We start from the raw sequence: 26,550 nt of genomic DNA, 5'->3' as shown, positions 1-26,550 counted from the left end.
CCTAACCTTTCACTCCGCCAACTTCCACTCCGCGGAAGAAGAACTTCTGAGTCGCTGCAAACAGGACGATAATTGGCAAGAGGGCGATAATCGTTCCGGCAGCCACGACCCTCGGATCAGATCCCAGCGTCTGGTTCGAGGCCAGGTACTGCATTCCAACTGTGAGGGTGTACTTTTCCGGGTCTGACAACACCACGAGTGGCCACAGAAAATCATCCCAGGCGCCAATAAAGCTCATCAGGGCAACGACCGCTGTCATGCCTCGGGCATTGGGCCACACAATGTGGCGTATGCGCTGGACTGTTGTAGCACCGTCGATGGCAGCAGCATCCAGAATATCCTGTGGAATAGCTCGACAGGCCGTGGCCATCAACAAAACGTTGATCGCACCGATCGCTCCGGGCAGGATTACTCCAACAAGTGAATTGGCCGCCCCCAGCGCTTTCACCGTCAAATACTGACTGGTAAATGTTACTTCGCCAGGCAGCAGCAAGGTGGACAAAATGATTGCCATGACAACCGCCTTGCCTTTGAACTTCATGCACGCCAACGCATACCCTGCGAGCAACGAGAAAAAGCAGTTCAGGACAACGACCGACACCGCAACGATCAAAGAGTGCCACGCGTATGAAAACACGGGAATGGTGCGCATGACTTCTCCGTAGTTGCTCAGAGTGAAGTCATGCGGAATCAGACTGGGAGGGAACGAATACAGATCTTCATTCTTCCCCTTGAGAGACGTCGTAAGCTGCCACAGAAACGGGAAAACAGAAATGACGAAGATGACGATCAGGAGGATATAGCGAATCGTCAGTCCTGAGATCTGGCGCGTTTTCTTTGATGTCATTGTGACACCTTCTCTTTTTCGGACCTCTTATCGCCGCGTTCAATGGAACGGCGCACTTTTCGCGAGAGCCTGTGGATTCTGATCGCTTCGCGGATCTCCTGTCCCTGATTCATCCACCCAACCATTACCAACGGCACAATGGTGAGCAGGAACAAGATCACAGACAATGCCGATGCATAGCCGAGGTTCCCTGCCAGCCCCGAACCGGTCTGTTTGATATGTCCCACCATGGTTTGTGCTTCACCGCCGGGGCCGCCTCCGGAGCCAACAATCGTATAAATCTCCGTGAAAACTCGCATCGCCGACACTGTAATAAGGGCGGATATCAGGAGCATTGCGCCGCGAACACCGGGCACCGTGACAGACCAGAATTTGCGCCACGCTCCTGCACCATCGATCTCTGCAGCTTCGTATAGATCCGGATTGACATTCGACAGTGCAACCAGATAGATCACCATGTAATATCCCAGCCCCTTCCACACCGTCAGAGTGATGGCGACGAAGATGATCCACCATCGGTGAATCAAGAAGTCGACGGTACTGAGCCCGAGAGCATCAAGTGTGGCGTTCACGATTCCGCGAGATTCGAAGAGCCATGCCCAGATAATTGCCACCACAACAGCAGACGCAATGACGGGGAAATAGAAGGTTGTGCGAAAAAAGCCTATTCCCGGAATGTTCCTGTGAACCAACATGGCCAGAAGCAAAGGCAGGAATGTCAGCAGCGGAACGCAGACCAAGGCATAGACAAGGACGTTACCGATGGCGAAGTGAAAGATCTCATCGTTCAGGAGGCGCCTGTATTGATCGAATGCCACGAACGTTGCTGGCTGTAGGGGCTTGGCGTTCGTAAAAGACAGGATGACAGTATTGAGGAAGGGCAACAGTGAGAAGACCAGAACCCAGATAACAGCTGGGGCCAAAAGAATGTACGGCGTGTACCACTTATGCATGCGCATAGAGAGCCACCTTTTTGATTAACGTGATTAGCAGACCGAAGTTCCGGCCCAAAAGCGCGGCGGGCTTTCTGGCCGGAACATTCGGAAAAGATCTCATCGATCAGTTGTTGAGCTCAGCGTTGGCGTTATCCTCTGCTTTCTTCAGTGCTTCCTCAGCAGATATGTCACCACGAACAGCCAGAGCGATCTGCTGGTTGTAGTAGTTACTGATCTTCTCAGTGAGCTGGAATTGCTCAGGTTGGGTCTTGCCGGAAATAGATACAGTCGCCATCTCGGTGGCTTCCTTTTGCAGCGGGTTCTCAATCACAGAGGTAAAGGACTCCGGATTCTCGTTGCCTTCTTTCGTGCCAGGGAAGAAGCCTTGGGCGATCTTCAAGAACTCAACCTGGTTCTCATTGCTGGTCACGTATTGCGCGAATTTCAGTGCCAGCGGCTTGGCCTTCGAGTTGGCTGACACGGACAGTGCCTGGCTGAACAGAGGTGGAATACCGAAACGTGGCGTTGTCTTCGTAGCTTCAAGGATGGAGGGAGCTTCTTTTTCCAGCTCCGACGCAAATCCTCCTGAACCGGTTGTCCAGGCGACTTTGCCTTCCTTGTAGGAAGCAGAGTTGCCTACCCACTCACCGGACAGCGCTTCAGCCGGCATGGCTCCCGCCTTAAATGCTTCGGCGTATTTTTCGACAATCTCCCTCGCCCGATCAGTGGCAAACGTGAACTTCCCATCTTTCATAATCTCAACACCCTCCGAGGCGAGCGTCGCCAAGGCAGGCAGATCGGAAACTACTTTCACTTCACCGTTGGTCTTCTTCGCCGCGTCGATCGCCATGTCAAGCATGTCATCGAGTGTTTCAGGCAACGTGCTGACATCAACACCTGCTTTTTCAAGCATGGCGGTATTCCACCAGTTCACGTCGGTTCCCAGGTACCACCCATATCCGTATGAGCCGCCTCCTGCATCGTCAAATGTGTACGCTTTCGTCACGCCGTCGACATAAGCGTTGAGGGCTTCAGGATCCGCCTTCGCTAAATCTTCCAACTGTCCAGCCTTGGCCAACTGATAGGCATACTGGGGTGGAAGGTTAATGACGTCGGGTAACTCACCGGAGTTTGCCTGTTGAAGAACCTTGTCTTCGTAGCCGTCACCGGGCTGATCCATCCACTTGATCTTCGTTCCTGGGTTCTCTTTTTCGAAGTCTGCAATGAGCTTTTCGAAATACGGTGTGAATCGGTCATTCTTCAGCGACCATGTCTGAAAAGTGATCTCCCCTTCGACTGGTCCACTCTGAAGCGCATCGTCTCCGGATTCGTTCGTCGTAGTGACCGGACCACCACCAGTGCAGGACGTCAGCCCCATCAGCATTGCCGTACCTGCCAGCATGGCAAGACCGGCTTTATTCCAAGCCTTCATCTGTGTTTTCTCCCTCGAAAATATGATGACATGTGCATTGCGCACAGCAACCAGTATGACATTAGTAGCACGTATCAGGTACATCAGATTAGATCTTCCGTACATTCCGTCAGGCTCACTGATTTCTATATAATTTCTCTAGAGCACAAGGGCTTCGGTACCTGGCGCTGGCCGTTCCTGCTGCACAACAGCAATTGAAGTGAGAGCTAGGATGGTTCGTTCTCCTGTTCTTCAGGTGAGCACACCGCCATTCCCGCATTGTCATACTCCACGCGAGAAAGAGGCTGTCATGAGCAGTATTCGACAGATTGCCTTCGGCGTAAATTACACGCCCCGGGCAGGCTGGTTTCATTCATGGCTCGACTTCGATGCCGATCAGACAGCACGCGACCTCGATGCGATCGCCGCTTTAGGAATGGATCACATCCGCATCTTCCCGCTGTGGCCATTGCTCCAACCCAATCGCACACTGATTCGCCAATCAGCAATCGACGACGTGCGCCGCCTCGTGCAGTTGGCACACGAACGTGGAATGAGCACATGGGTCGATGTCCTGCAGGGACACCTGTCATCTTTTGATTTTCTTCCTTCGTGGACGGTGACCTGGCATCATGATGATCTCTTCACGTCCGAGCGTATTCGCAGCGGACAGGCCGCCCTCGTCAATGAGTTGAGCACACAGTTGGCTGACGAGCCCGGCACGGCCGGCATATGCATTGGAAACGAATTTCCTCAGTTTGCCGCAGCACGCCATCCCGATCACAGCAGGGTCGATACAGACGGAGCGCGTCGCTGGCTCACTGAAATATTCGGGGCAGTTGATCGACGCTGTGCATGCGTGCACTGCTTTGATGATGACCTCTGGTTCGATGCCACTCATCCGTTCATTCCACCATTTGCAACGCAGTTCGGCGATCTGACTACCGTTCATTCGTGGGTTTTTGCCCACGTCGGGCCGCGTTACGGCAAGCGGCATCCGGCACTGGAGGTATTCGCGCGCTACCTGGTCGAGCTGGCCTGCGCATGGAACAGATACTGCAACGTGCCTGACCGCGGCGTATGGCTTCAGGAGGTGGGCGCTCCGATCACATGTGTCACGGCTGAGGACGCTGCAGACTTTGCTACCGCAACAATCCGCGGAGTGATCGACGTGCCGGAGTTGACTGGCATCACCTGGTGGTGTTCCCATGATGTGTCCCGCAAACTGGCTGACTTCCCCGAACTGGAGTATTCACTCGGCCTGATCGACAGCGACGGTAAAGTCAAGCCCGTCGGGCGGGCAGTAGCCGAATTTGCTCACGCTGTGCGTTCCGGTGACAATATCGGCACGGCTGGCGCTGACTCAGCTGAGCGTCCCGTACTAGACGTGCCAGCAGACCCCGCATTGCGTCACGAGGCAGGCCCCCAGGGCGACGTCTTCGACACTTTCCAACGCATCTGGACCCGGGATCACGTGTGGCCTCAGCTGCGTGTAAACCACGCGTGATAGTACGCGTAGAAGTTCGCGTTGCCCCAGCTTGAACACTGGTCGCCGGGATGACCGGTGAGTGCGGCATCGTTGGGCTGGTAAGGCGTGTAGTTATACAGATTCGCTGTGGCCTGATTCTCCACCATCACATCGCTGCCACCGCACGCCTCGTCGGGGTGGAATCGGATGGTGTTGACCTGCCCAGGAATCACGTCGTACATGCCGGGGGTGCCCTCGTAAATTCTGAACTGCCTGGCAGCGTGGAAAACCTGCGTGGCAAAACCTGCATACTGCGGGTCGCACGTCTGCCGGTCGGGGCATGCGTATCCCATCGCGGAAGCGTAACGACTCGGGACCAACTTCGCGCCCGAAGCAGTGATCAATCCCTGTTCCTTTTGAAGCATCACCAGCAGCACTTCCGGGTTAATACCGCAGCTGAGAGCAGTTTTGGAGACAATCGATGCCGGGGTATCGCCCGCCTGGCCCGCAAAACCATCGCAGTACTCGTCGGCGGGGATGTCGGCCGTGTCTTCACGGTAGGAACTCAGACACGGCGTGCCATCGGGGCTGGGTCTGCAGCCATCGTTCCACTGGGTGATGAACGCTTCGATCTGATCCTGCGTCAGTGCGCGGTCATTGAAGAATTCCTCGTCAGAGATGATGTTCGACGGGTCGAAGCCCGAAAAATCCAGCGGCGGTGTCACAGGCCCCGAAGGTGGCGCAGCGTGCGCGGGCGGTTCAAACGTGTCCTTCTTACCGCGGCTAGACAGCGTCGTCGTCACAAGAACGACCAGCGCGATCACCACGGCGACTGCGAGCACGATGATTCCGATCGACGTCAACGCTGCCCGAGGCGACTGGCTGTCGGAGTGGTGACTATTGCCTGTGCTCACGGATATAGTCAACCACGCCCGGGATAGAGCGTTCGAGAACCTCGAGGGTGTCGACGAAATCCTGATGCCCGCCATACCACGGGTCAGGAAGATCCAGGTCCGAATCTGCCTGCGGATCGAATTCGCGCATCAGGTGGACATCCGGATCCGTTCCAGTGCGTGCAGCCATGCGCTCGATTGCCCGTTCATGGCCGCGAGTCATCGCAATGATCAGGTCCCACTGGCTCAGTTCACTGGGCAGCAGCTGGCGCGCCCGATGGGTGGGGATGCCGTATCCTGCTTCGCGCAGCACACGCTCGGCACGATAATCGATCGGGTTACCCTCCTCCTCATCGGAGATCCCTGCCGAATCCACTCGCACATCAAGGTCCGCGTGCTCAACAGCTTCACGAAGGAGCTGTTCGGCCATTGTGGATCGACAAATGTTTCCGGTACATACCATGACTACTGAAAACGACATGCGACTATTGTGCCTGATACACCTGAGTGCCGCCGATCAGGTCGAGCAGCTCACATACCGCTGCGGCAGAGATGCGCGCGGCCTTGTCGCCGTCCATGTGGAAGTCCTGGCCGGCCTGCGGGCCACACAGGTCGGATACCGCCCGCATGCTGATCCAGGGGGTGCGTGTGCCGAAGCAGACCTGAGCTACACCGGCTGTTTCCATGTCGGTCGCCAGCGCTGCAGGGAAACGAGTGCGAACAGTGTGGACAGTGCGCGCGGTGACAAATGAATCGGCGGAGATGACCTGGCCGGCGCGCACACCCTCGACACTGGCGGCGCATGCCGCAGCGTGCTGCCCTGCAGTGTATTCCGGAGGCATCTGCGGAATCTGGCCGGGTGCGTACCCGAATTCTGTGGCATCGGCACTGGAATACACGGTGCTGGTACCGACAATGACGTCACCCACCTGGGCTTCCTCATCCAGGCCACCGCATGTTCCGGCAACAACGACTAACGCAGTCGCCGGGTCCTCGACGAATGTGAGTGCGCGGGCTGTGGCGCTCGCAGCATTCGCCAGGCCGATACCGGATTCGACCACCACGACGTCGTGGCCGCGCAGTGTCCCTCGCGTAAAGACCTGCTGGTGAGTGTCAGCATGGCCGATAATGTGGCGGGTGGCGCCTGGCTCAAGCTGGTCGACAAACGGTGCTGCTTCCATCGCCATGGCGCACTGGATAAAGATCATCACGCACGTATTATCGCCGGCCTGCAATCCTGCCGCCACCTTTGGATATACGTGTGTCCTACACTGGAAATGTCAGGGACAACGGAAAAATCTCCAAGTTTAAGATCAGAGGGAGCCACAGATGACGTTACCCGCGCACAGCGATCTTGCACCCACATACTCACGCTCACCGAAATCCGAGCCACGCAATGTGATCGTGCATTTCGGAATGGGAAACTTTCATCGAGCTCACCAGGCCGCCTACCTTGATGAACTGTTGCGTCAGCATGATGATGACGTGCCGGAGTGGGGCATCTGCGGTGTAGGCGTGCTGGAGCGAGACCGACGTATGCACGATGCTCTGCATGCGCAGGACTGCATGTACACTCTGGTCCTCAAAGCACCCGATGGCTCGTACGATGCGCGCGTGATCGGCTCGATCATGGATCATATGCTGGCGGTAGACGATACTCAGGCAGTGCTCGACGTGCTTGCAGCTCCCTCAACTCGCATTGTGTCGCTGACGATCACCGAGGGAGGCTACCCGATCGATGATGCGACCGGTGAATTCGCCCCGGATGACGCTGCGCGTGAGGACGGTCAATCACCTCAGTCGCCTCACACGCCATTCGGATTGATCGTCGAGGCACTCAGGCTGCGCCGCGAGCGCGGAATTGAACCGTTCACCGTACTGTCGTGCGACAACCTGCCGGGCAACGGTCACATTGCGCACGATTCAGCCTGTGGGCAGGCAGCACTGTCGGATCAGGAGCTGGCGCAGTGGATCGACGACAATGTTGCGTTCCCGAACTGCATGGTCGACCGGATCACGCCCGTGACCACTGACGAAGATCGCGAACTGGTCGAACAGCAGTGGGGGATCGAAGATGCGTGGCCGGTTGGCGCTGAACCGTTCATTCAGTGGGTTATTGAAGACAAGTTCCCGGCAGGCCGCCCGCAGTGGGAAGAAGTCGGCGCCCAGATGGTCACGGATGTGGTGCCCTACGAGCTGATGAAGCTCCGCCTGCTCAACGCCGCCCACCAGATGCTCGCACACTGGGGCCGCCTGTTGGGAATGACCTACGCACATGAGGCCGCTGAAGATCCGGACATTGAAGCTGTGACGCGCGCCTACCTGGAGCGTGAAGCACTGCCGACCCTGCGTCCCGTGCCGGGCATCGACCTCGACCAGTATGTCGATACGCTTTTCGAGCGTTTCACCAATCACGCCATTGCTGACACGCTGAATCGTCTGGCCGAAGACGCATCGGACCGCGTGCCCAAATTCGTTCTGCCGGCTCTGCGCGGATGCATCGAGCAGGGTCGCCCGGTTGATCTGGGTGCGGCGATGTGTGCGGCGTGGGCGCTCACACTGGAAGGCAACGACGAGGACGGCGCGCCGATCACCATCAACGACCAGTATCGGGATCGCCTGATCTCGCTGGCGCAGCAGCAAAAGGCCGGAAATGCGCGCGCTTTGCTGAGCGATGCCCGCCTGTTCGGCGAGCTGGAATCAACCAGTGAGTTTGCGGATCGCTTCGAACACTGGCTGCACGCAATTCGGCGCGACGGTGCCCGCGCCGTCATGCGTGAGCTGATTGCTCAGGCGAACTGACGCTTAGCGGGCTGCCTCACCGGCAGCACACGCAACTCCGATGATTCCGGCGAGGTTACCCAGCTTCGCCGGAATGATCGGTGTCTTCAGGTCCAGCAACGGCAGGAACTTGTCGTGATTTTCCGACACGCCGCCCCCTACGACAAACAGGTCAGGTGAAAAGAGCATTTCGACATGCGAGTAGTAGCGCTGGAGACGCTCTGCCCACTGCTCCCACGTCAGGTTGTACACCGTCTTCTGGCGGGCTGACGCGTGTGACTCGGCGTCACGCCCGTCAATTTCAAGGTGTCCCAGCTCGGTGTTGGGAACCAGTGTGCCGTCAATGAACATGCCGGATCCGATGCCCGTTCCCTGCGTGGTGACAATGACAACGCCTCCTACGCCGGCGCCTGCACCAAAGCGAACCTCTGCCAGGCCGGCTGCGTCGGCATCGTTAATGACGACGGTGGGCCGTCCCAGCTGAGTGGAGAATCGTTCCTCGGCGTTGATGCCAACCCATTCCTGGTCAAGGTTCGCCATGAAGGGGATCACGCCGTGTTTGATCGGTGCGGGGAAAGAAATGCCGACGGGCACGTCGTCTGCAACGTCAAACTGGTCGATCAGTTGTTGGCATGCGGCGATGACGTGGTCCGGGGTGGCCGGAGCAGGTGTGGGGATTGTGATGGGGTCGCGCAGGACGCGCCCGATCTTCAGGTCAACGAGTGACCCCTTGACGCCTGATCCACCAATGTCGATTCCAAATGCCTGGGTAGCCATGGGACCTGCTCCGCTCTTCATGCCACGATTGTTTACTTACCGATCTTACTATTCCACCACGTCGCCCTCAGTGCGAACATCTTCAAACGCGTTATGCCTCATTCGTGCAGAACTCGGCAGCCACGTGGTGCGGTTTTATGCGCAGCACACTCACCCGCACAGAGCCAGTACGCGGCGGTCTGCTCCTTCCAGACGGAACGGTCCAAAGCGGCGCGGCGCGGCGATGCGTTGATTCTGGTCGGTGACACAGATGCGCTCCCCCAAACGGTCGACCATAACGGTACCGATCGCATCGACAGCGATAATCCCGTCTTCATCCAGTCGAATCATTGTCGGAATATCGAACAGGATCGGACGTGCTTCATTTTCGCTGACCATCCGTGCCGCCGCTGTGATGGTAGTACGTCCCGCTTTCATCGCGTCGATCAGTGCCTCGGGCGTACATTCTTCAGCTGCCAGCCATGTGGTCGGCATACCGGGGCGCAGCGGTGTGGAGTAATGATGGAAGTCTCCTCCGCCCATCACCACCACATCGTGTTTCCAGCGGGCATGCCACGCCAGGATCGAGGTGTCAGTCGGGCGCAGGTACCAGCTTCCGTGATACAGCTCCGCGCCTGGTGGTTCCGTCTCCAGTGGATGCAGCCACGAGCAGTCATCGGACACCGGGTGATTAATGGACATGAATGCGTCACGCTCAGCAGCTTCGTCCACCCACCGTTGCGCCGGCTGACGAAAATCGATAAAGCCGACCTGGCCCCACGCGTTGGCGTGCCCGCGGTGCGTTGTCATCTCCTGACCGGGAATCAGCGTAATTCCGTGGCGAGCACTGACAGCCGCCAGGTGGGGATGGTGGCTCACTGTGTTGTGATCCGTGCAGCCGAGGTAGTCAAGGCCGGAGGCGACGCCCTCGTTCGCGAGTTGCCACAGCGACAATTGCCCGTCGGAATGCAGGCAGTGATTATGCGGGTCACCTGCGTACCACGTCAGTCCGGGCGGGGCAGGCAGTCCGCGTTCACTGCCGCGCACCTCACGGTGGATCGGCTCATCGGCCGGTCCGTGGTCAATGGATCCGCTGGCGGGTGTGCGCACGCACACCGTCACGTCGCACCCGTGCGAAGGGACAGTATGAAGTCCGAGGACGACTGCCCACGTGCCCGACTCCAGGTCACCGGGAATGTAGCCCGGCGTGGCGTCGCTACGGGCAATGATGAAGCTGGTGCGCGCACCCCCGGACCATCCGCGCCAGCCTTGCGGCGATTCGCAGCCCATGTCGATACCAGCGCCGCCTTCGCGCGAAAAACTCAGTGTCGCTTCGATGGAGTCGAACCCATCAACCTCGAACTCGACTCGCGGGTAACGGTTGGCGGCCTGATCCGCCAGGGTCACGTGGAAGGTGCGTTCAACAAGTGTGCGTTGAGCAGGTGCCATCACTGATCGCCTCCGCCAATTCGATGACCTGTTTGAGGATCGAAGACAAGCACCTTTGAGACTGGGAATGCGAACCAGCATTCCTGGTCGACATGGGGAAGCGGACTCTCGGGCACAACTGCCTGGAATCGGTCATCTCCGCAGCGTGCGGTCAGGAGGGCCGAGGCGCCTAGATTCTCCACAGTCGCAATCCTGGCGCGCAGCGCTCCGGGCGTTTCCGTTTGCGACCACGTAACGTATTCGGGACGGATTCCCCATATGACGGGTCGCGGGTCGCTGCCGGGCACGTCAATGCTGATAACCGATGCGGCCAGCGGAATATGGATCCCGAATGCATCCAGCATCGTTACTCCGTTCTCAACCTTGAGCGTCCCAGCATTCAGGTTCATCGGATGCGATCCAATAAAGGACGCCACAAAAGCATTCTCTGGCGAGTGAAACACCTCGCGGGGCGTTCCTACCTGTTGGATCTTCCCGTCCTTCATCACTGCAATACGATCTGCCAAAGCGAGCGCTTCTGCCTGATCATGCGTAACGAACACCGAAGTCAGACCAAGCTCACGCTGAAGCTCCTTCAGGAAGGATCGCGCCTCAAGACGTAACCGAGCGTCGAGGTTTGACAGCGGTTCGTCCAGCAGCAGGACGTCAGGACGGGTGGCGATCGCACGGGCCAGAGCGACACGCTGCTGCTGTCCGCCTGATAGCTGGGCGGGTCTGCGTTCAAGCAAATGCTCCAGTGAAAGTCGTTTACCAGTGGTTTCGGCCGCTTCGCGGCGAACCTCTCGTGAGGCCCGGCGGACCTTAAGCGGGTAGGAGATATTGTCGGAAATATTCATATGCGGGAACAGTGCGTAGTCCTGGAAGACCATCGCTACGCCTCGATCACCCGGCTCCACCTCCGTCATGTCGTCGCCGTTGATTTCAAGTGAGCCCCCGGTAAGTTGCTCGAGACCTGCTATGAGGCGAAGTAAAGTGGTCTTGCCGCAACCCGACGGGCCAAGCAGCGCGAAAAATTCACCCTCATGAATGTTCATGGAAACTGAGTCCACGGCACGCACCCCGTTCGGGAATTCTTTAACCAGCTGGCGCATTGAAACGGTCTCAGTCATGATTTGATTCCTCCGTAGAAGCGAAAACCGAAACGACGGTTCACAAAGAAATAGATCAGCAACACCGGCAACGCGAAAACCAGTGCGAATACGGACAGGAGCCGTAGATCCACCTGCCCCGCCTCCGTGTAGAAGGTGTACATCACTACTGCTGCTGGCTGCTTGCTGGGATCACGCAACAGGATGAACGGAACAAGGAAGTTACCCCACACCTGCACAACCGTCCAGATTGCCACGAATGCTATACCGGGCCGGGCAATGGGGATCACAACGTCCCACAGGATACGTGCAGGACCTGCGCCGGCCAATCGCGCGGATTCTTCATAAGACTTAGGGACAGAGTCCATGAAGTCTTTCAGAATGAAAATGACGGTAGGCAGCATGCCTCCGGTGAGAACCAGGATGACACCTGTGTGTGTATCGATCAGCCCAATGGCATTCATCAGTTGAAAGGTGGGAACCATGGCGGCAGTGCCCGTCACGATGGATGAAAGCAGAAGCATGCCGTAGAGCAATCCGTCTCGCATGGGAATGCGCACCCGTGAAAGTGCGTATGACGCAAGGGTGCCTCCAACGACTGTCAGCAGCATCGTCCCACCGGCAATGATCAGGGAATTGACGATTGACGCAAACGCATACGGATTGTCAGCCAGACGATGAAAGTTGGCCAAAGACCATTCGGGCATCTTCAACGCCATCGTCGGGTTCTCATCGAAAGGTGCGATGAAAAGCCACGTCAGTGGAAGTGCAAAGAACACTCCAATGAACCCAAGCAGAATTGAAAAAACGATTCTGTGCAGGACATGTCGACCATGTGCGCCTATGGACGTCGTGCTCATGGAGTCTTCTTTCCGCGTCCCACCCGCATATAGATCAGGGCAATGATGAGGTTGATCACCAGCATGAGTACTGACAGTGCTGCTCCCAAGCCCAGCTTTCCGCCCGGAATTGCTGTTTTGTAGATATATACCGAAAGGATTTCCGTCTTGCGACCCGGGCCTCCGGCGGTCAGGAGGAAGGGCGTAAATGTATTGAATGTCCACAACGTGATCATCAGGGTATTCGTGAGAATATGGCCACGGATGGTAGGAATCACCACGTCATTGAGCTGACGGAGGGGTGACGCACCAGCCATCCTGGCACTTTCCAGCAGCGAGGGAGCCACCGATGACAGAGCGGACGAGAAAAGCTGCATCGAGAACGCCGTTCCACACCAGATGTTGAAAATGATGATGACGGTGAGCGGATGGTCAATGAGCCAAGCGGTGTTCGGGGTGTGCACAAGCGCATTCAGTGTTCCGCCACGCCGGTCAAGCAGAGCGAGCCACACGAATGCGCCGACTGACCCTGGGATAACCCACGCGGCAAGGACGACGGATTCCAAGAGTGTGCGGGCCCACCCTGCAATGCGCCGCGTACTCCACGCGAGGAAGAAACCGGTTACCGTTTGCCCCACCACGCCCGAAAGAGCGACAAAAACAACACTGAGACGCACCGAGTTCCAAAATGAGGGATCTTTCAGTGCGTGAAAATAGTTATCCAGCGCAACGAACTGTGTGTTCGCTGCGGCGCTGCCTGTCAGCCTGAAGTTCGTCATGCCTAGCACAATCGTCCAGACAGCCGGAAACAGGAGGAACAACGCGATAAGCACGAGCGCCGGAATGACGAATGCGCTAGCTCGGGCTTTCCCGAGCCCCGCAACGTCATCGGCGCGTACGCGGCGACGTTTCATGGTGTCAGTTCGCACTCGCGACCGCTTCGGCTCCGACGATTCCTTCAAGCGTGGACACATACGTGGCAAGGGCATCGTCAATGGACACGCCTGCGACAACGTCCTCAGTGAGCTGCTGGATGGCGACAGAAACCTCCGGGTACTCAGCTACGCCTGGACGATAGGACGTAATCGGCAGAACGTTTTCCGAAACATAGGTGAGCATGGGTTCGTTGGGCAGGAGCTTTTCATTAACATCGAGCCGCGGAGAGATTGACAACGTGCCTTTTGCCCGCACCTCGAAAGCCTCCGGTGAGCTCATAAACGTCAATAATTCCCATGCTTCTTCAGGGTGCGCACTGGCAGGATTGAGAACCCTGGCGACACCACCTGACATTGAAACGAAGTCCTGCGAGCGCACGCCCTTTCCTGGCTGCATCGCCGGAATCAGCGTGTATCCGACAACTTCCTCACGGTTCTCAATCGGAGCTGTTCCCACGCCTTCAGCCGGGTTGATCACTGACCGCCACAGGTAATCGCCTTCAAGAAGAATACCGATCTTACCGGCCGCAAATTCAGCGAAGGAATTATCACGCCCAGCGCTCTCCTGCTGCAGGATCGGGTCACCAAGTTCTTCATCAACATAGATGGTCTTGTAAAGGTTCACAACTGCGCGCATCCCAGGGGTATCGCCGCGCCATTTGCCATTTTCCCACAGCTGCTCCCCGGTTCCCACCAGCATTGGGAGGAAGCCCTGCATTGTGGTCGCTTCACCCATTGCCGTACCGGCATTGAGCTGGATCGGTGTGATTCCATCCAGTTTTTTCAGTTGGCGTGCCGCATCGAGAACGTCATCCCACGACTTCGGTTCCCACGGTTCAGGAAGCCCAGCCTTAGCGAAGAGCTCCCTGTTGTAGTAAAGGACGCGGCCATCAGCGCCCACCGGAACACCATACAGCTCATCGTTGAAGGACGCGGCATTTTGAACAGCTTCAGGGATCTGCTCCCAGCCATCCCACTGGCTAACCGCATCTCCTACAACCTCTTTCAGCGGCTTAATGTAGCCTGCCTCCGCGAATTCCCCGATCCAGATTCCGTCCAGTCCGACCACGTCAGCGCTCTTGCCTGATTCAAAGTCGAGCGCAATCTTGGTTTTGTAGTCTTCATCGCCAACCCCCTGCGGGATGAACGTCACCGTCACATCTTTACCCGCCTGAGCCTGAGCTTTTTCGAATTCGGGAATAACCCAGTCCTGAATCCATTCGGCTTCAGCCGCTCCCTTGCCTCCGGCAATCGAGTTGGCAGTGATCGACAGCGAAATGGCTCCCCCATCTTCGCCCGAGGATTGCCCCGCATCCGGCTGATCGCTTTCGCCGCCTGAACCCGATGAACATGCGGTGATGAAAGTACACGTTGCTGCAGTTAACAAAGCTGTGTGAACAAGACGATTGTGACGCTTCATGATGTGAAAACCTCTTTTACGCGTGAGCTGTATTGGTACAAATTCTGATTGTCAGATTGTCAGATTGTCAGATGGTGTTCACTGTCTGATCCGAAGGGGCCGCCGCGTCAAAAGAACAGGCACGCGGCGAGCTGTTCTTCGAGTCACACCCAGTCTTATTCGCACTCACCTACTTGTCAACCAGGATGCGACATTCATCCGAAACATCTCGTCGCGTGCCGTCAGCACATGGTGTGCTCAGTCTCTGTTCGGCATATCCTCCATGCGCGTGCGTCGCGAACGTGGCGTGTACCTGCGGTCCAGAACGACGGCTGCTGCGCCGATGGCGCCGGCATCCTCGTCCATAATCGACTCCATGATCTGCACGTCACGGTGACGCTGAGTTGCGGACTCCGCCAGCAGATCCTCCACAGCTTTCTGGTAGTAGGGCTGCAGTTCCTTGAAATACGGACCGCCCAGCACGATCAGGTCAGCATCAATGAGTTCTACTGCCCCCACCGTCAGGGTTGCGATACGCTGCGCAGCTGCCTGGAGGATGTCGCGTGCTTCCTGGTTGCCATTTTCGGCCTTGTCACACACCTGGTGCAGAGCTTCGCGCACAGCGTGGTGGTCGGCGCGCGGCGGAAGATCACCGTCGATGGCACCCTTTCCGTGAGCCCGCTCTACAAGCAGAGCAGGATCGTTGTCGAGGCCACCGTCGCTATCCTCTTCGAACATGCCCAGCGTCTTCAGGATTGTGCCCACTTCACCGGAGTTACCGGACGCTCCGGCAAGCGGCTCACCATCGACCGCCAGGCCAAGTCCGATTCCGGCACCCAAGTATACGAAGACCATCGTTGAATCCAGGATGCCGCCACCGCGCACCCAGCATTCACCGATCGATGCCGAAATCGTGTCTTTGACAACCGGAATGGGCTTTTCAGCTCCCAGCCCTTCCGCCAGCAGTGCACCCAGCGGTGCGTCCTGCCATTCAGGAAGCCAGACGGATTCCCTAAGCGATCCGTTCGCCACGTCAACAACTCCAGGCACTGCCATGCACACGCCGACAATTCTGTCTTCCGGAACACCGGTTCGTTCCGCCAGCTCCCGGATCCTTCCGGCAGTCTGCTTCATCGCCTCAACCGGATCAGCCAAGGTTGGCTCATCGGAATCGCTGGAAGCAACGACACGGCCTTTCATATCGAGCATAACCAGGCTGGTCACCGCCGGATCGACGTGAACGCCGATCGAGTAGGCAGCTTCCGGGACCAGATCAACGATGACGTGGGGACGCCCTCGTCCACGAAAGTCCGTACCGATTTCCCTGAGGACGTCGATGGACAGAAGGTGGCGAACGATTGCCGACACAGTTTGAACCGATAGCTGGGTGCTTGCGGCAATATCACGCTGGCTCGCAGGCCCCAGACGTCTTAAAGCATTTAGGACAACTTTTTCGTTATATTGACCAACTTCTACCAGACTGGTCCCGATTCTCATCTTCCCCTCCGTTAGATTATTGAGCGACCATCCGCAACGGTGGCAGCAACAAACATAATCACCTACTACTTTACGCAACTTGAAGTCCAATTAGGCGGCACAATAGGCCTATGCACAGGATTAACGACCATTATTTCAACCGGGGGCAGGCAGTTGTTGCTCAGGGAGGGGCTGAAGAGCCTACCCCTGCGTCACTCCTGGCCGGCGCCGTCAGTGCAGCGGACGCGCCGCACCCCCTGTCGGTCTTCGATCTATTTCGCATTGGGATTGGGCCTTCCTCGTCCCACACGGTTGGCCCGATGCGCGCGGGGCTGGCCTTTGCCACCGAGCTGGAGTACACCGACACTGCACCCGAACGAATCACAGTGGACCTGTACGGGTCGCTGGCAGCAACTGGACGAGGCCACAACACCGACCGAGCCACGTTGTTGGGACTGGCCGGCTACGACCCGGAAACCGTGAACATCACCACCGTCGAATCGCTCTTCCCCACGGTCAGCCGCACAGGAATTTTGCCCGTGGGTGCCCACCGCTCCGTGTTCTTCGACATCGCGCGCGATATTCGTTTCGAACCTGAAACGATCCTGCCGTACCACGTCAACGCGCTGACCATCACGGCGTGGGCAGACCAGATGTATCGGCGCATTGCGCGCAGGCGCACCTTCTACTCCATCGGCGGCGGTTTCGTCATGATGCAAACCAACGATGACACCGCCCATCCGGAGGTGACATCCCTCGTAGCTCCCGATGCTGCCGACATTCACGGCTGCCAGGCTCCCTATCCCTTTGCATCAGCCCGCGAGCTGCTGGATCAGTGCGCATCCCGGCAGCTGTCCATCGCAGATCTCGTCTACGCCAATGAGCGGTCGATGCGTCCAACCGAAATGGTCGACGGGTACATTGACCGCATCGCCGCGACGATGTTCAGCTGCATCGAAGCGGGAATCAGCGCGACCGGGATCCTGCCGGGCGGACTCGATGTGCGTCGACGCGCCCACACATTGTTCACTCAACTGTGCGCCCAAGGTAACCGCCCTCAGCATGGCAATTCTGCAGCACCATCGTGGGCCGAGCGACCTGACGATCCGATGCGCGCAATCGACTGGGTCAACCTGTTTGCACTGGCTGTCAATGAGGAAAATGCGTCAGGTCACCAGATCGTCACTGCTCCGACGAACGGAGCAGCCGGCGTCATCCCCGCCGTGCTCGGATACCTTGTGTCGTATTGCCCTGAGGCGGGGGCCACCACGTTTACGCCCAGCGTCGACTCATCTCTGTTCGCCAGTGATGACGAGGGCGGCTCGGGTATGCGTCGCACCCGAGCCATACGCCAATTCCTGCTCGCAGCCACGGCCATCGGCGCGCTGATCAAGACGAATGCGTCAATCGCTGGTGCCGAAGTGGGATGCCAGGGTGAAGTGGGATCAGCATCTGCGATGGCTGCAGCCGGACTGGCTCAGGCTCTGGGTGGTTCACCACTCCAGGTGGAAAATGCAGCGGAGATCGCCATGGAGCATTCTTTAGGGTTGACGTGCGATCCTGTGGGAGGTTTGGTGCAGGTTCCATGCATTGAACGCAACGCGATTGCCGCCGTCAAAGCGATCAACGCAGCCCGTATGGCACTATGGGGCGACGGGAGGCACACAGTGAGCCTCGATGCCGTGATCGAAACGATGCGCCAAACCGGTAACGACATGTTGTCGAAATACAAAGAGACGTCAGCTGGCGGATTAGCCGTCAACGTCGTGGAATGCTGAATGAGAAGGTGACGAAATGGCTCCACCACCGAAGCGATACTGGGGCGTGGCGAAAGGCGCGACCCTGATCCTCGGCATCGTCATCATTGCGTTGTCACTTCTTGGCGAGGGAACATGGCGCCTGCGCATGGCACCCACCATATTTGAAAGCCGGCACCTGTTCATCGCCGTCGCCGTCTTCTTCGTGGCGACCTGTGCGCACGGCATTTCCCTGTCATATGTACGGGGTCTGTGGCAGCACATGGTGGCGTGGTCTGTCGGCGCCATCGCCGCAATCGGCATGATCATCGCACTGGCTCACATCGTGGATCAGCGCGTGCCCGATGAACTCAGCGTCCTGGTTCCGCGTCTCGGTATCCTCGCCGTCGGCGTCATCATCGTATGCATCGGGTTGTGGCGCGAGACTGACGCCCTCCACGAGCACAATGATCACAGACAAAACAACTGGTACGTCCGCACCTCGCGGGTTCTGCGAGCCGCCCACTTCTGGACCCCGGAGGAAGCCGAGGCGCAGGTGCGTCTGGCACGTGCCGACCTGCAACACGCCCAGTCGCACCTGACTGAACCGGGTGAGGCCGACGACCTGGATCCGTGGGAGTATTTCGGCACGCCTGAGGAGTATGCCGCGCGTTTGGCGTCACGCCCGGAAGTGACATCGAATCCCCTGCGCACTGCCCGCTGGTACTACCTGATGACGGCTCTCGTTCTGGACGGCTGGGCCACGTATCGCACATTCGTCCATCCGATGAACTGGCTCACCGTGGTGTTACACCTGCTGGCCCTGGTCGCGGTCTTCCTGTTCGTATGGGCATCCATCACGTTGCATCAAAGTGGCCGCTAGGCGCCCTCGACAATGAAAGGAGGGACGCATGAGTGAGGTGAAAGCCCTAGGAGCCGGACGTTTCGCGCCTTCTCCGTCGGGGGATCTGCATGTGGGTAATCTGCGCACCGCGGTGCTGGCGTGGCTGTGGGCGAAGGCAACGGGCCGGCGTTTCAAGTTACGCATCGAGGATCTGGACCGGGTGCGCTCAGGAGCAGCTGACTCGCAGATCGCTGACCTGACGGCGCTGGGTCTGATGTGGGATGCGCCAGTCATGTATCAGTCAACCCGCCTGGATGTGCACCGCCGCGCGATCGACTACCTGGTGGAGCAGGGACTGGTTTTCGAGTGCTACTGTTCGCGCCGCGATATTCGTGAGGCTGCGTCGGCTCCCCACCGCCCGCCGGGCCACTATCCCGGCACGTGTCTGAACCTCAGTGATGCGGAACGAGGGCGACGCCGAGCGGCCCTGGCTGAATCTGGCAGGCGTCCGGCGCTGCGGCTGCGCGCCCCGATGGATGAGTGGACCATTCACGATGAGCTCTACGGTGAGGTGCGCGCTCCGGTCGATCATTTTGTCATTCAGCGCTCCGACGGTACGCCCGCCTATAACCTGGCGGTCGTACTGGACGATGCGGCGCAGGGTGTGGATCAGGTGACGCGTGGTGACGACCTGCTCAGTCAGGCGTCGGCGCAGGGAGCGCTGGCCGACATGCTTGGAATCGACCAGGTGAATTTTGTCCATGTCCCGTTGGCGCTCGCCGCAGGCACCGGTCAGCGCCTGGCGAAGCGCGATGGCGCGGTGACGCTGTCGGATCTGCGCAAGCTGGGGTGGACGGTTAGCGACGTCATTGAGTGGATCGGTGAATCACTGGGAGTTCGCGGTGCGCGTTCGATCAATGATCTTTCTGACGCGTTGGATCTGTCGGCGCTTCGCGCCTTGCCGCGAGAGCCCTGGATGGTGACGCCGCCCTCGCAAATAAAGCAAAACCCCGACCGGTGGATCGCACCGAGCGGGGCCGCTGCGCGCTCGAAGGGACTCGAACCCCCAACCTTCTGATCCGTAGTCAGATGCTCTATCCATTGAGCTACGAGCGCAGTGCCGTTTGGCTGAACTTAACTTTAGACCGTCAGGCGCCTGATCTTCAAATCGAATTGGTGTCAACGTCGCCACATTCACAGTGTGGACACCACTGGTGCGGGGGCAGGTGGTGCGGGCTACCATCAACCCATGACACACGGGCATTCACCAATTCGCGTAGCAATTAACGGGTATGGCAACCTTGGCAAGGCCGTTGAGCAGGCAGTTCAGGCCGCTGAGGATATGGAGCTGGTCGCAGTGTTTACACGACGCGATCCCGCGACGATCAAGCCACAATTCTGCGAAGCTGTCGCTGTGAGTGATGCGCCTCAGTGGCGTGACAAAGTTGACGTGTGTGTGCTGTGTGGCGGATCCGCTACGGATCTGGCAGATCAGGGTCCAGAGTTTGCCGCACTGTTCAATACGGTTGATTCTTTCGACACTCATGCGAAGATTCCCGAGTATTTTGCTGCCGTTGATGCTGCCGCTGACGCCGAGGGGCACCTCAGCGTGATTTCAACCGGCTGGGATCCCGGTTTGTTCTCACTGGCCCGCATTATCGCCCAGTCCGCTCTGCCGGATGGGAAGACCTACACATTCTGGGGTCGTGGCGTTTCGCAGGGCCATTCCGATGCTATCCGGCGGATCGAGGGTGTCGAAACCGCTATCCAGTACACGGTGCCGGTCGAAGAAAACAGCAAGCGGATTCGTGCCGGAGAGGAACTCGAGCTGACCACGCGTGAGCAGCACACCCGCGAGTGTTTCGTTGTAGCGGCCGATGGGGCTGACCGCGTACGCATCGAACGCGAGATCGTCACGATGCCGAACTACTTTGCTGACTACGACACCACGGTCCACTTCATCAGCCGTGAAGAGTTCGACCGTGATCACACTGGCATGCCGCACGGCGGAGAGGTGATTCGCAGCGGTCACACGGCCGGTGGTGCGCGCCAGGTTGTCTCCTTCGGCCTGACGCTTGAATCAAACCCGCAGTTCACGGGTGCTTTCGCGACGGCAACTGCCCGCGCGGTTGCCCGACTGGCCCGCGAGGGACGCACTGGTGCAATGACCGTCTTCGATATTGCGCCCGCCTACTATTCACCGCTGAGCGCCGAGGAGCTGCGTTCCCAGCTCCTGTAACCTAGCGTGGGCGTGGGTGAGCGATACCGTTAAGACGACAGTGCGGCGGTAAGTTCGGCCAGGCTCGGGCATGTTGCCGGGCCGCGCCGCGTCACTGACAGTGCCGCCGCCACGTTCGCGACGCGCACCGCTTCATTGAGTTCGCTTCCGCGTGCCAGCATCGCGCAGACCACGCCGCAATGCGTGTCCCCCGCACCGTTCGTGTCAATGGCATCAACCGCATGCGGCGCGATGGTCTCGACTCGGCCGCCCGCCGCAACGAACGCCCCCTTGCCGCCTTGACGCACAATGACGGGCGCGTCCACTGTTTCAGACAAAGACAGCGCAAGCTGTGAGGCATCGTCCGTTTCGTCAATCTCGACACCGAGCGTGCCCGCAACAATGCGTGATTCGCGGGCATTGAGTGACCAGATCGGATGCACAGATGCCACGGCTTCCAACGTGTCGCGGTCGATGTCAGCCACCATCGTGGAGGGGTCGAACACGATCGTGGGTTTCTCATCGGAATCAGCCGACTGCTTAACCGTGTGCGTGCGCAGCCGTTCAATCAGCCGCAGCAGCGCGGCCTTGGGAGCTTCATCAACCAGCGAATACCCCGTCATATAGACAACGTCCCCCACACCCAGTCGAATATCGTCGTAGACGTCCAGTGGAGTGTTGAGTTCAGCGCCGCGGGTCGAAACAAAGGTGCGTTCAGCGTTGCGATCCGTCATCGCCACACAGATTCCGGTGTCCATCGTCGTGTCGCGATACCCGCTGGCAACGATTTTTTCGCGTACCAAACGTTCGCGCGCAATATCGGCCAACGGCCCGACTCCCAGTCCGCCGGCGTATTCAGCGATGATGCCCATCTGACGCACGGCGTACATGACGTTGAAACCGCCGCCCACTTCAAGCCCGTATCCGTCAGCAAAGATCTCCGTGGACGGTTGTGGAATGTGGTCGATATTCATGGTCAGGTCGACGACGACCTGACCGGTGTGGATGACGCGACCCACCTGCTGCGTTGTCATGGCGATCCTGCTCCTAGTTGTCCAGCGATGCCTGGCGCGAGTGTTCGTCAATGAGTGCCAGTTCGTCCTCACTGAATGCCGCATTGTCGAGGGCGCTCACCGAATCAGCCAACTGAGCAGCCGATGAGGCACCGACCAGAACCGTGGTGATGCGCTCATCTTTGAGCAACCATGCGAGTGCCATCTGCGCCAGTGACTGTCCACGCTGGGAAGCCAGCTCATTCAAAGCCCGCAGATGGCTGACTCGATCCTCGGTCAGTACATCGGTGTGGAGGAAGCGTTGTTCACGCATACGCGATCCGACAGGGACACCCTCGTCACCCAAATACTTGTCGGTCAGGAGGCCCTGAGCAAGGGGCGAAAAGACGGCCATGCCGAGTCCCTTTTCACCGCAGGTGTCCATGAGGCCGGATTCGACCGAACGATCCAGCATGGAATAGCGGGGCTGATGGACGATCAGCGGCAGGTGTACCTCCGCTGCCAGGGCAACGGCGCGTTCGGTGTCGGCCGGGGAATACGACGAGATGCCGGCGTACAGAGCCTTACCCGAGCGCACAGCCTGATCAAGGGCGCCGATCGTTTCCTCCAGCGGCGTGGTCGGATCGAAGCAGTGTGAGTAGAAGATGTCCACGTAGTCCAGACGCATGCGGCGCAGTGACTGATCCAGGGAGGCGAGAACGTATTTGCGACCACCGCCGCCTTTCCCGTAGGGACCGTCCCACATGTCGTAGCCGGCCTTGGTGGAGATGACCAGTTCGTCGCGGTAGGGGCGCAGGTCGTGGTCCATGTGGTATCCGAAATTCTTTTCGGCAGAGCCATACGGTACGCCGTAGTTATTGGCGAGGTCGAAGTGGGTGATCCCCAGATCGAAGGCCGTGCGAATAATCTCCCGCTGCACACTGATGGGGTGGTCATCACCGAAGTTATGCCACAGACCCAGTGAGATGGCAGGCAAGTCCAGTCCAGATGCACCGCAGCGCCGGTAGTGCGCACCTGGCCCACTGTATCGGTCAGGGTCCGGTGCCCACGGGCGATCGATCTGCTGTGGTGCGATAGGAGTTTCTGATATGTGCGTGTTCACCATTGGACTGCCTTCATTCTTTTCCCGCTCTGAGCAGTTTGTTCGTCTTCAGTATGGCCCACTGCGTGTGCATCTGCGAACCACTGCCGCGATGATCACGTTAACACCAAGTGGTCAATCAGACTTTCAATGTTCGCGCAATAACGTACACTGGTGAGGAATTCGCACAGGGATGACCCTGACGACTAATGAAGATTCGACACGATGACGACTGTCGGAACTGGGAGTATGACGTGACTTTGACAGATCAGGAAGCACAATCTTCGCACGAACAACAACGCGCAGATATTGACGCTGCACACACGGCGCTGGGAATTGAACTGGGTTCCACCCGCATTAAAGCTGTTCTTATCGACTCACACTTCCAGGTGATTGCCCAGGGTGGATTCGAATGGGAAAACAAGCTGGTTGACGGATTGTGGTCCTATGGGCTGGCCGACGTGGAACGAGGCGTGCAGACCGCCTACCGCGCGCTAGCCGACACCGTGAAGAAGGAATTCGACGTCACGCTGACTCGCGTCGGCGCGATCGGCATTTCCGCCATGATGCATGGCTACCTGGCCTTCGATGCCGATGGCAAACAGCTGGTGCCGTTCCGGACGTGGCGCAACACAAACACGGGGCCTGCCAGCGAAAAGCTCACTGAACTGTTCGACTTCAACATTCCGCTGCGCTGGTCGATTGCTCATCTGTACCAGTCGATTCTCAACGAGGAACCGCACGTCACGGACGTAGCGAAGATTCAGACCCTCGCGTGCTACGTCCACGAACGTCTCACGGGTCGTCACGTGCTGGGCGTGGGCGACGCCTCGGGCATGTTCCCCATCGATTCCACCACCGTTGACTATGACCAGGAGCGACTGCAGCAGTTCCGCGACCTCGTCGCAGAAAAAGGCTTCCAGTGGGACGTTGCAGACCTGCTGCCCACAGTTCTGGCAGCGGGCGACGATGCAGGTGAACTTACCGCCGAGGGCGCACGCTTCCTCGACCCCAGCGGTAACCTCGAAGCAGGAATCGCGATGTGTCCTCCTGAAGGCGATGCAGGCACCGGCATGGTGGCAACGAACGCTGTCGCGCCGCGCACTGGTAACGTTTCGGCCGGCACGTCCATCTTCGCGATGGTCGTCCTTGAGAAAGCCCTGAAGAAGGTGCACATTGAGCTTGACCCTGTCACAACGCCCGACGGCTCCCCGGTTGCGATGGTGCACTCCAACAACGGTTCCAGTGAGCTGGATGCGTGGGTGAAGATCTTCCGCGAGTTCGCTGAAATTGCCGGCGTCGATATTCCCAAGCCACGCGTTTACGACCTGCTGTACGAGCATGGCCTGACCGGCGATCCCGACGGCGGCGGCCTGGTCGCCTTCAACTTCCTGTCCGGCGAACCGATCGTCGGCGTGGAAACCGGTCGACCCATGTTCGTCAACCCGCCTGCCTCCACATTCAACCTGGCAAACTTCATGCGCACACAGCTCATGACGCCGTTCGCCGTGCTGCGCCTGGGCATGAACATTCTGACTGAGGACGAGGGTGTCCAGGTGGACCGCTTGTTCGCTCACGGTGGCCTGTTCAAGACACCGATCGTCGCGCAGCAGTTGATGGCTGGCGCTTTGGGTGTGCCCGTTGCGGTTGGAAAGAGCGCCGCCGAAGGTGGAGCATGGGGCATCGCAATCCTGGCGAAGTTCCGCGCAGACCGTGCCAATGGGGATGCTCAGTCCCTGCCGGACTATCTTGCCGAACGCGTCTTTGCCGACACCGAATCCTCGGTCATTGATCCTGTCGCCCGCGATGAAGAAGGTTTCGAGCGCTTCCTGACCCGCTACCAGGCGGCCATCAGTGTTCAGCAGGAAGCCGGCCGGGCACTCTCCACTCACTCGCAGCACGAATCAAATGACTGATCAAAAGGATTCGCGTCCCAATATCGTCCTGATTTGTGTCGATCAGTGGCGGGGTGACTGCCTCTCCAGTCTGGGCCATCCGGATGTTCAGACCCCCTACCTGGACCGTTTGGCTGGGATGGGCGCGCAGATGTCGCGTACGTATTCCGCGGCTCCAACATGCGTGCCGGCGCGCATGTCACTCATGACGGGCATGAGTCCTCAGTCGCACCGACGCGTCGGCTACCAGGACGGCGTCACATTCGACGTGGCTCCCACCTTGCCGCAGTGTCTGAAAGAGGCCGGTTACCAGACGCAGGCGATCGGGAAAATGCACTACTGGCCCGAACGCACGCGAATCGGATTTGACGACGTCCAGTTGCACGACGGCTACCTTCATGTCTCACGCGATCGCACACGCGATGTAGCGTGGTACGACGACTATCTGCCGTGGCTGCGCGACCAGGAGGGCGCAAACGCTGTCGAGGATTACATTGATTCCGGCCTGGAATGCAATTCCATCGTTGCCCGTCCGTGGGACAAGGCAGAACGTCTCCATCCGACGAACTGGGTTGTCAGTGAGGCGATCCGCTGGATGTACCGGCGCGATCCTGACTGTCCATTCTTCCTGTACCTGTCCTTCCACCGCCCGCACGCGCCCCTCGACCCGCCTGCATGGGCGTTCGAGCAGTACGATTCGGCCGAGCTGACTGATCCTCCCGTGGGCGACTGGGCTGATGAGCTCATGGAAGATGAGCAGCGCGCCTGGGATCCGACAGCACTTGCAGCCGTCTATCATCCGCGGTCCGTGCATCGCGCGCGTGCCGGTTACTTCGGACATATGACCCATATCGACACTCAGGTGTCACGATTCCTGCAGGCTCTGTTTGAATTCGGCGTTGACTCCAACACGTATGTGGTCTTTATTTCCGATCACGGCGACATGATGGGCGACCACCATCTGTGGCGCAAGGGATACCCCTACGAAGGGTCCGCTCACGTGCCATTCCTCGTGAGAGGTCCCGGCATCCCTGCAGGAGCGCGCGTCGACCAGCTGACCGAACTTCGCGATCTGATGCCCACCTTGTTGGATCTGGCTGGCGTACCCGTGCCTGAGGGCGTGGATGGGCGGTCACTGGCACCGTTCCTGCGTGGACAGGATGCGTCGTGGCGCACCTACATCCACGGTGAGCACACGTTATTCGGCCAGTCACTGCAATGGATTGTCTACGAGCATTTCAAGTATGTGTGGTACTCATCGTGGGGCACCGAACAGCTTTTCGACCTGGCAGACGACCCGCACGAGCTTCACAACCTTGCTTCAGATCCGCACTACGAGTCAGCGTTGAAGAAAGCGCGCGGCTACCTCATTGCCGAACTCGAAGGTCGTGAGGAAGGTTTTGTTGACGAGGGAGACCTGGTGACTGGGCGACCTGTTCACGCCGTCCTGACTCAGCCCCATCCGCCGCTGGATGAGGGCCGGTAG

23 protein-coding genes and 1 tRNA gene are annotated in these 26,550 nt (G+C 58.6%); 8 read left to right on the top strand and 16 right to left on the bottom strand.

Annotated features, from left to right (window positions below; all coding sequences use genetic code 11):
• Window position 1 precedes the first annotated feature (1 nt).
• The 3 genes from AC1EJZ_RS00960 to AC1EJZ_RS00950 form a co-directional block, all read right to left on the bottom strand.
• The gene (locus AC1EJZ_RS00960; protein ID WP_092648950.1) at window positions 2-847 is read right to left on the bottom strand and encodes a carbohydrate ABC transporter permease; all 846 of its coding nucleotides are present in this window, start codon (window positions 845-847) and stop codon (window positions 2-4) included.
• Complete coding sequence (locus tag AC1EJZ_RS00955; RefSeq protein WP_092648951.1) at window positions 844-1,806, bottom strand: carbohydrate ABC transporter permease; 963 nt, start codon at window positions 1,804-1,806, stop codon at window positions 844-846. Before AC1EJZ_RS00955 ends, AC1EJZ_RS00960 begins: the two co-directional genes overlap by 4 nt.
• Before the next feature lie 100 nt (window positions 1,807-1,906).
• Complete coding sequence (locus tag AC1EJZ_RS00950) at window positions 1,907-3,214, bottom strand: ABC transporter substrate-binding protein (RefSeq protein WP_092648952.1); 1,308 nt, start codon at window positions 3,212-3,214, stop codon at window positions 1,907-1,909.
• 289 nt (window positions 3,215-3,503) lie between these two features.
• On the opposite strand from AC1EJZ_RS00950, the gene AC1EJZ_RS00945 reads away from it, so the two are divergent.
• Window positions 3,504-4,700 carry a glycoside hydrolase 5 family protein gene (locus tag AC1EJZ_RS00945; RefSeq protein ID WP_058237528.1) on the top strand — a complete coding sequence of 399 codons (1,197 nt, stop codon included), beginning with the start codon at window positions 3,504-3,506 and terminating at the stop codon, window positions 4,698-4,700.
• Here AC1EJZ_RS00945 and AC1EJZ_RS00940 read toward each other — a convergent pair.
• From AC1EJZ_RS00940 to mtnN, 3 genes are read right to left on the bottom strand one after another with little or no spacing between them, the layout of a single operon-like run.
• Window positions 4,676-5,575, bottom strand: coding sequence for a hemagglutinin (locus AC1EJZ_RS00940; RefSeq protein WP_480293790.1), 900 nt, complete (start codon window positions 5,573-5,575; stop codon window positions 4,676-4,678). The two genes, AC1EJZ_RS00945 and AC1EJZ_RS00940, sit on opposite strands and share 25 nt — an antisense overlap.
• Window positions 5,559-6,035, bottom strand: coding sequence for a low molecular weight protein-tyrosine-phosphatase (locus AC1EJZ_RS00935; protein ID WP_480293789.1), 477 nt, complete (start codon window positions 6,033-6,035; stop codon window positions 5,559-5,561). Before AC1EJZ_RS00935 ends, AC1EJZ_RS00940 begins: the two co-directional genes overlap by 17 nt.
• 4 nt (window positions 6,036-6,039) lie before the next feature.
• Entirely contained in the window at window positions 6,040-6,762 is a 723-nt protein-coding gene (mtnN, locus tag AC1EJZ_RS00930) for a 5'-methylthioadenosine/S-adenosylhomocysteine nucleosidase (RefSeq protein WP_480293941.1), read from the bottom strand.
• 121 nt (window positions 6,763-6,883) lie between these two features.
• Between mtnN and AC1EJZ_RS00925 the strand changes: the two genes are divergently transcribed.
• Window positions 6,884-8,356 (top strand): mannitol dehydrogenase family protein, encoded by a 1,473-nt coding sequence (locus tag AC1EJZ_RS00925; RefSeq protein WP_480293788.1) that lies wholly within the window; start codon window positions 6,884-6,886, stop codon window positions 8,354-8,356.
• A 3-nt stretch (window positions 8,357-8,359) separates the two neighbouring features.
• Here the strand turns inward: AC1EJZ_RS00925 and ppgK are convergent, their stop codons facing one another.
• The 7 genes from ppgK to AC1EJZ_RS00890 all read right to left on the bottom strand — a co-directional run bounded on the left by ppgK (window position 8,360) and on the right by AC1EJZ_RS00890 (window position 16,298).
• Entirely contained in the window at window positions 8,360-9,112 is a 753-nt protein-coding gene (gene ppgK, locus AC1EJZ_RS00920; RefSeq protein WP_058237923.1) for a polyphosphate--glucose phosphotransferase, read from the bottom strand.
• Window positions 9,113-9,262: 150 nt separating this feature from the next.
• On the bottom strand, window positions 9,263-10,540 hold the full coding sequence (locus tag AC1EJZ_RS00915; RefSeq protein WP_083314350.1) for a CehA/McbA family metallohydrolase: 1,278 nt from the start codon (window positions 10,538-10,540) through the stop codon (window positions 9,263-9,265).
• Window positions 10,540-11,649: an ABC transporter ATP-binding protein gene (locus AC1EJZ_RS00910; protein WP_285015950.1), complete on the bottom strand. Its 1,110-nt coding sequence runs from the start codon at window positions 11,647-11,649 to the stop codon at window positions 10,540-10,542. The genes AC1EJZ_RS00915 and AC1EJZ_RS00910 overlap by 1 nt, the downstream gene beginning before the upstream one ends.
• The gene (locus AC1EJZ_RS00905) at window positions 11,646-12,488 is read right to left on the bottom strand and encodes a carbohydrate ABC transporter permease (RefSeq protein WP_092648957.1); all 843 of its coding nucleotides are present in this window, start codon (window positions 12,486-12,488) and stop codon (window positions 11,646-11,648) included. The genes AC1EJZ_RS00910 and AC1EJZ_RS00905 overlap by 4 nt, the downstream gene beginning before the upstream one ends.
• Window positions 12,485-13,381: a carbohydrate ABC transporter permease gene (locus AC1EJZ_RS00900; protein WP_480293787.1), complete on the bottom strand. Its 897-nt coding sequence runs from the start codon at window positions 13,379-13,381 to the stop codon at window positions 12,485-12,487. Before AC1EJZ_RS00900 ends, AC1EJZ_RS00905 begins: the two co-directional genes overlap by 4 nt.
• Window positions 13,382-13,385: 4 nt before the next feature.
• Complete coding sequence (locus AC1EJZ_RS00895) at window positions 13,386-14,822, bottom strand: extracellular solute-binding protein (RefSeq protein ID WP_480293786.1); 1,437 nt, start codon at window positions 14,820-14,822, stop codon at window positions 13,386-13,388.
• A gap of 237 nt (window positions 14,823-15,059) precedes the next feature.
• A complete protein-coding gene (locus AC1EJZ_RS00890) occupies window positions 15,060-16,298 on the bottom strand; it encodes an ROK family transcriptional regulator (protein WP_480293785.1) in 1,239 nt (412 codons plus the stop codon).
• A gap of 110 nt (window positions 16,299-16,408) precedes the next feature.
• Between AC1EJZ_RS00890 and AC1EJZ_RS00885 the strand changes: the two genes are divergently transcribed.
• From AC1EJZ_RS00885 to gluQRS, 3 genes are read left to right on the top strand one after another with little or no spacing between them, the layout of a single operon-like run.
• Window positions 16,409-18,055, top strand: coding sequence for an L-serine ammonia-lyase (locus tag AC1EJZ_RS00885; protein WP_480293784.1), 1,647 nt, complete (start codon window positions 16,409-16,411; stop codon window positions 18,053-18,055).
• 16 nt (window positions 18,056-18,071) lie between these two features.
• A complete protein-coding gene (locus tag AC1EJZ_RS00880) occupies window positions 18,072-18,896 on the top strand; it encodes a hypothetical protein (protein ID WP_480293783.1) in 825 nt (274 codons plus the stop codon).
• Window positions 18,897-18,924: 28 nt separating this feature from the next.
• On the top strand, window positions 18,925-19,935 hold the full coding sequence (gene gluQRS, locus AC1EJZ_RS00875; RefSeq protein ID WP_480293782.1) for a tRNA glutamyl-Q(34) synthetase GluQRS: 1,011 nt from the start codon (window positions 18,925-18,927) through the stop codon (window positions 19,933-19,935).
• Here gluQRS and AC1EJZ_RS00870 read toward each other — a convergent pair.
• Window positions 19,901-19,973, bottom strand: a tRNA-Arg gene (locus AC1EJZ_RS00870). The two genes, gluQRS and AC1EJZ_RS00870, sit on opposite strands and share 35 nt — an antisense overlap.
• A gap of 133 nt (window positions 19,974-20,106) precedes the next feature.
• On the opposite strand from AC1EJZ_RS00870, the gene AC1EJZ_RS00865 reads away from it, so the two are divergent.
• Window positions 20,107-21,096, top strand: coding sequence for a diaminopimelate dehydrogenase (locus AC1EJZ_RS00865; protein ID WP_480293781.1), 990 nt, complete (start codon window positions 20,107-20,109; stop codon window positions 21,094-21,096).
• A 29-nt stretch (window positions 21,097-21,125) separates the two neighbouring features.
• Here AC1EJZ_RS00865 and AC1EJZ_RS00860 read toward each other — a convergent pair whose 3' ends face one another.
• Together AC1EJZ_RS00860 and mgrA are read right to left on the bottom strand one after the other, a co-directional pair.
• Entirely contained in the window at window positions 21,126-22,109 is a 984-nt protein-coding gene (locus tag AC1EJZ_RS00860; protein WP_480293780.1) for a PfkB family carbohydrate kinase, read from the bottom strand.
• A gap of 13 nt (window positions 22,110-22,122) precedes the next feature.
• Window positions 22,123-23,193 carry an L-glyceraldehyde 3-phosphate reductase gene (gene mgrA, locus AC1EJZ_RS00855; RefSeq protein WP_083314349.1) on the bottom strand — a complete coding sequence of 357 codons (1,071 nt, stop codon included), beginning with the start codon at window positions 23,191-23,193 and terminating at the stop codon, window positions 22,123-22,125.
• 230 nt (window positions 23,194-23,423) lie between these two features.
• On the opposite strand from mgrA, the gene AC1EJZ_RS00850 reads away from it, so the two are divergent.
• Both AC1EJZ_RS00850 and AC1EJZ_RS00845 read left to right on the top strand, forming a co-directional pair.
• Window positions 23,424-25,085 (top strand): xylulokinase, encoded by a 1,662-nt coding sequence (locus AC1EJZ_RS00850; protein WP_480289080.1) that lies wholly within the window; start codon window positions 23,424-23,426, stop codon window positions 25,083-25,085.
• The gene (locus AC1EJZ_RS00845) at window positions 25,078-26,550 is read left to right on the top strand and encodes an arylsulfatase (protein ID WP_058237536.1); all 1,473 of its coding nucleotides are present in this window, start codon (window positions 25,078-25,080) and stop codon (window positions 26,548-26,550) included. Before AC1EJZ_RS00850 ends, AC1EJZ_RS00845 begins: the two co-directional genes overlap by 8 nt.

Source organism: Pauljensenia sp. C0170B5 (genome assembly GCF_056590195.1).
The sequence above is the reverse complement of the archived record's forward strand: the minus strand, read 5'-3'. Positions and strand labels throughout refer to the sequence as shown.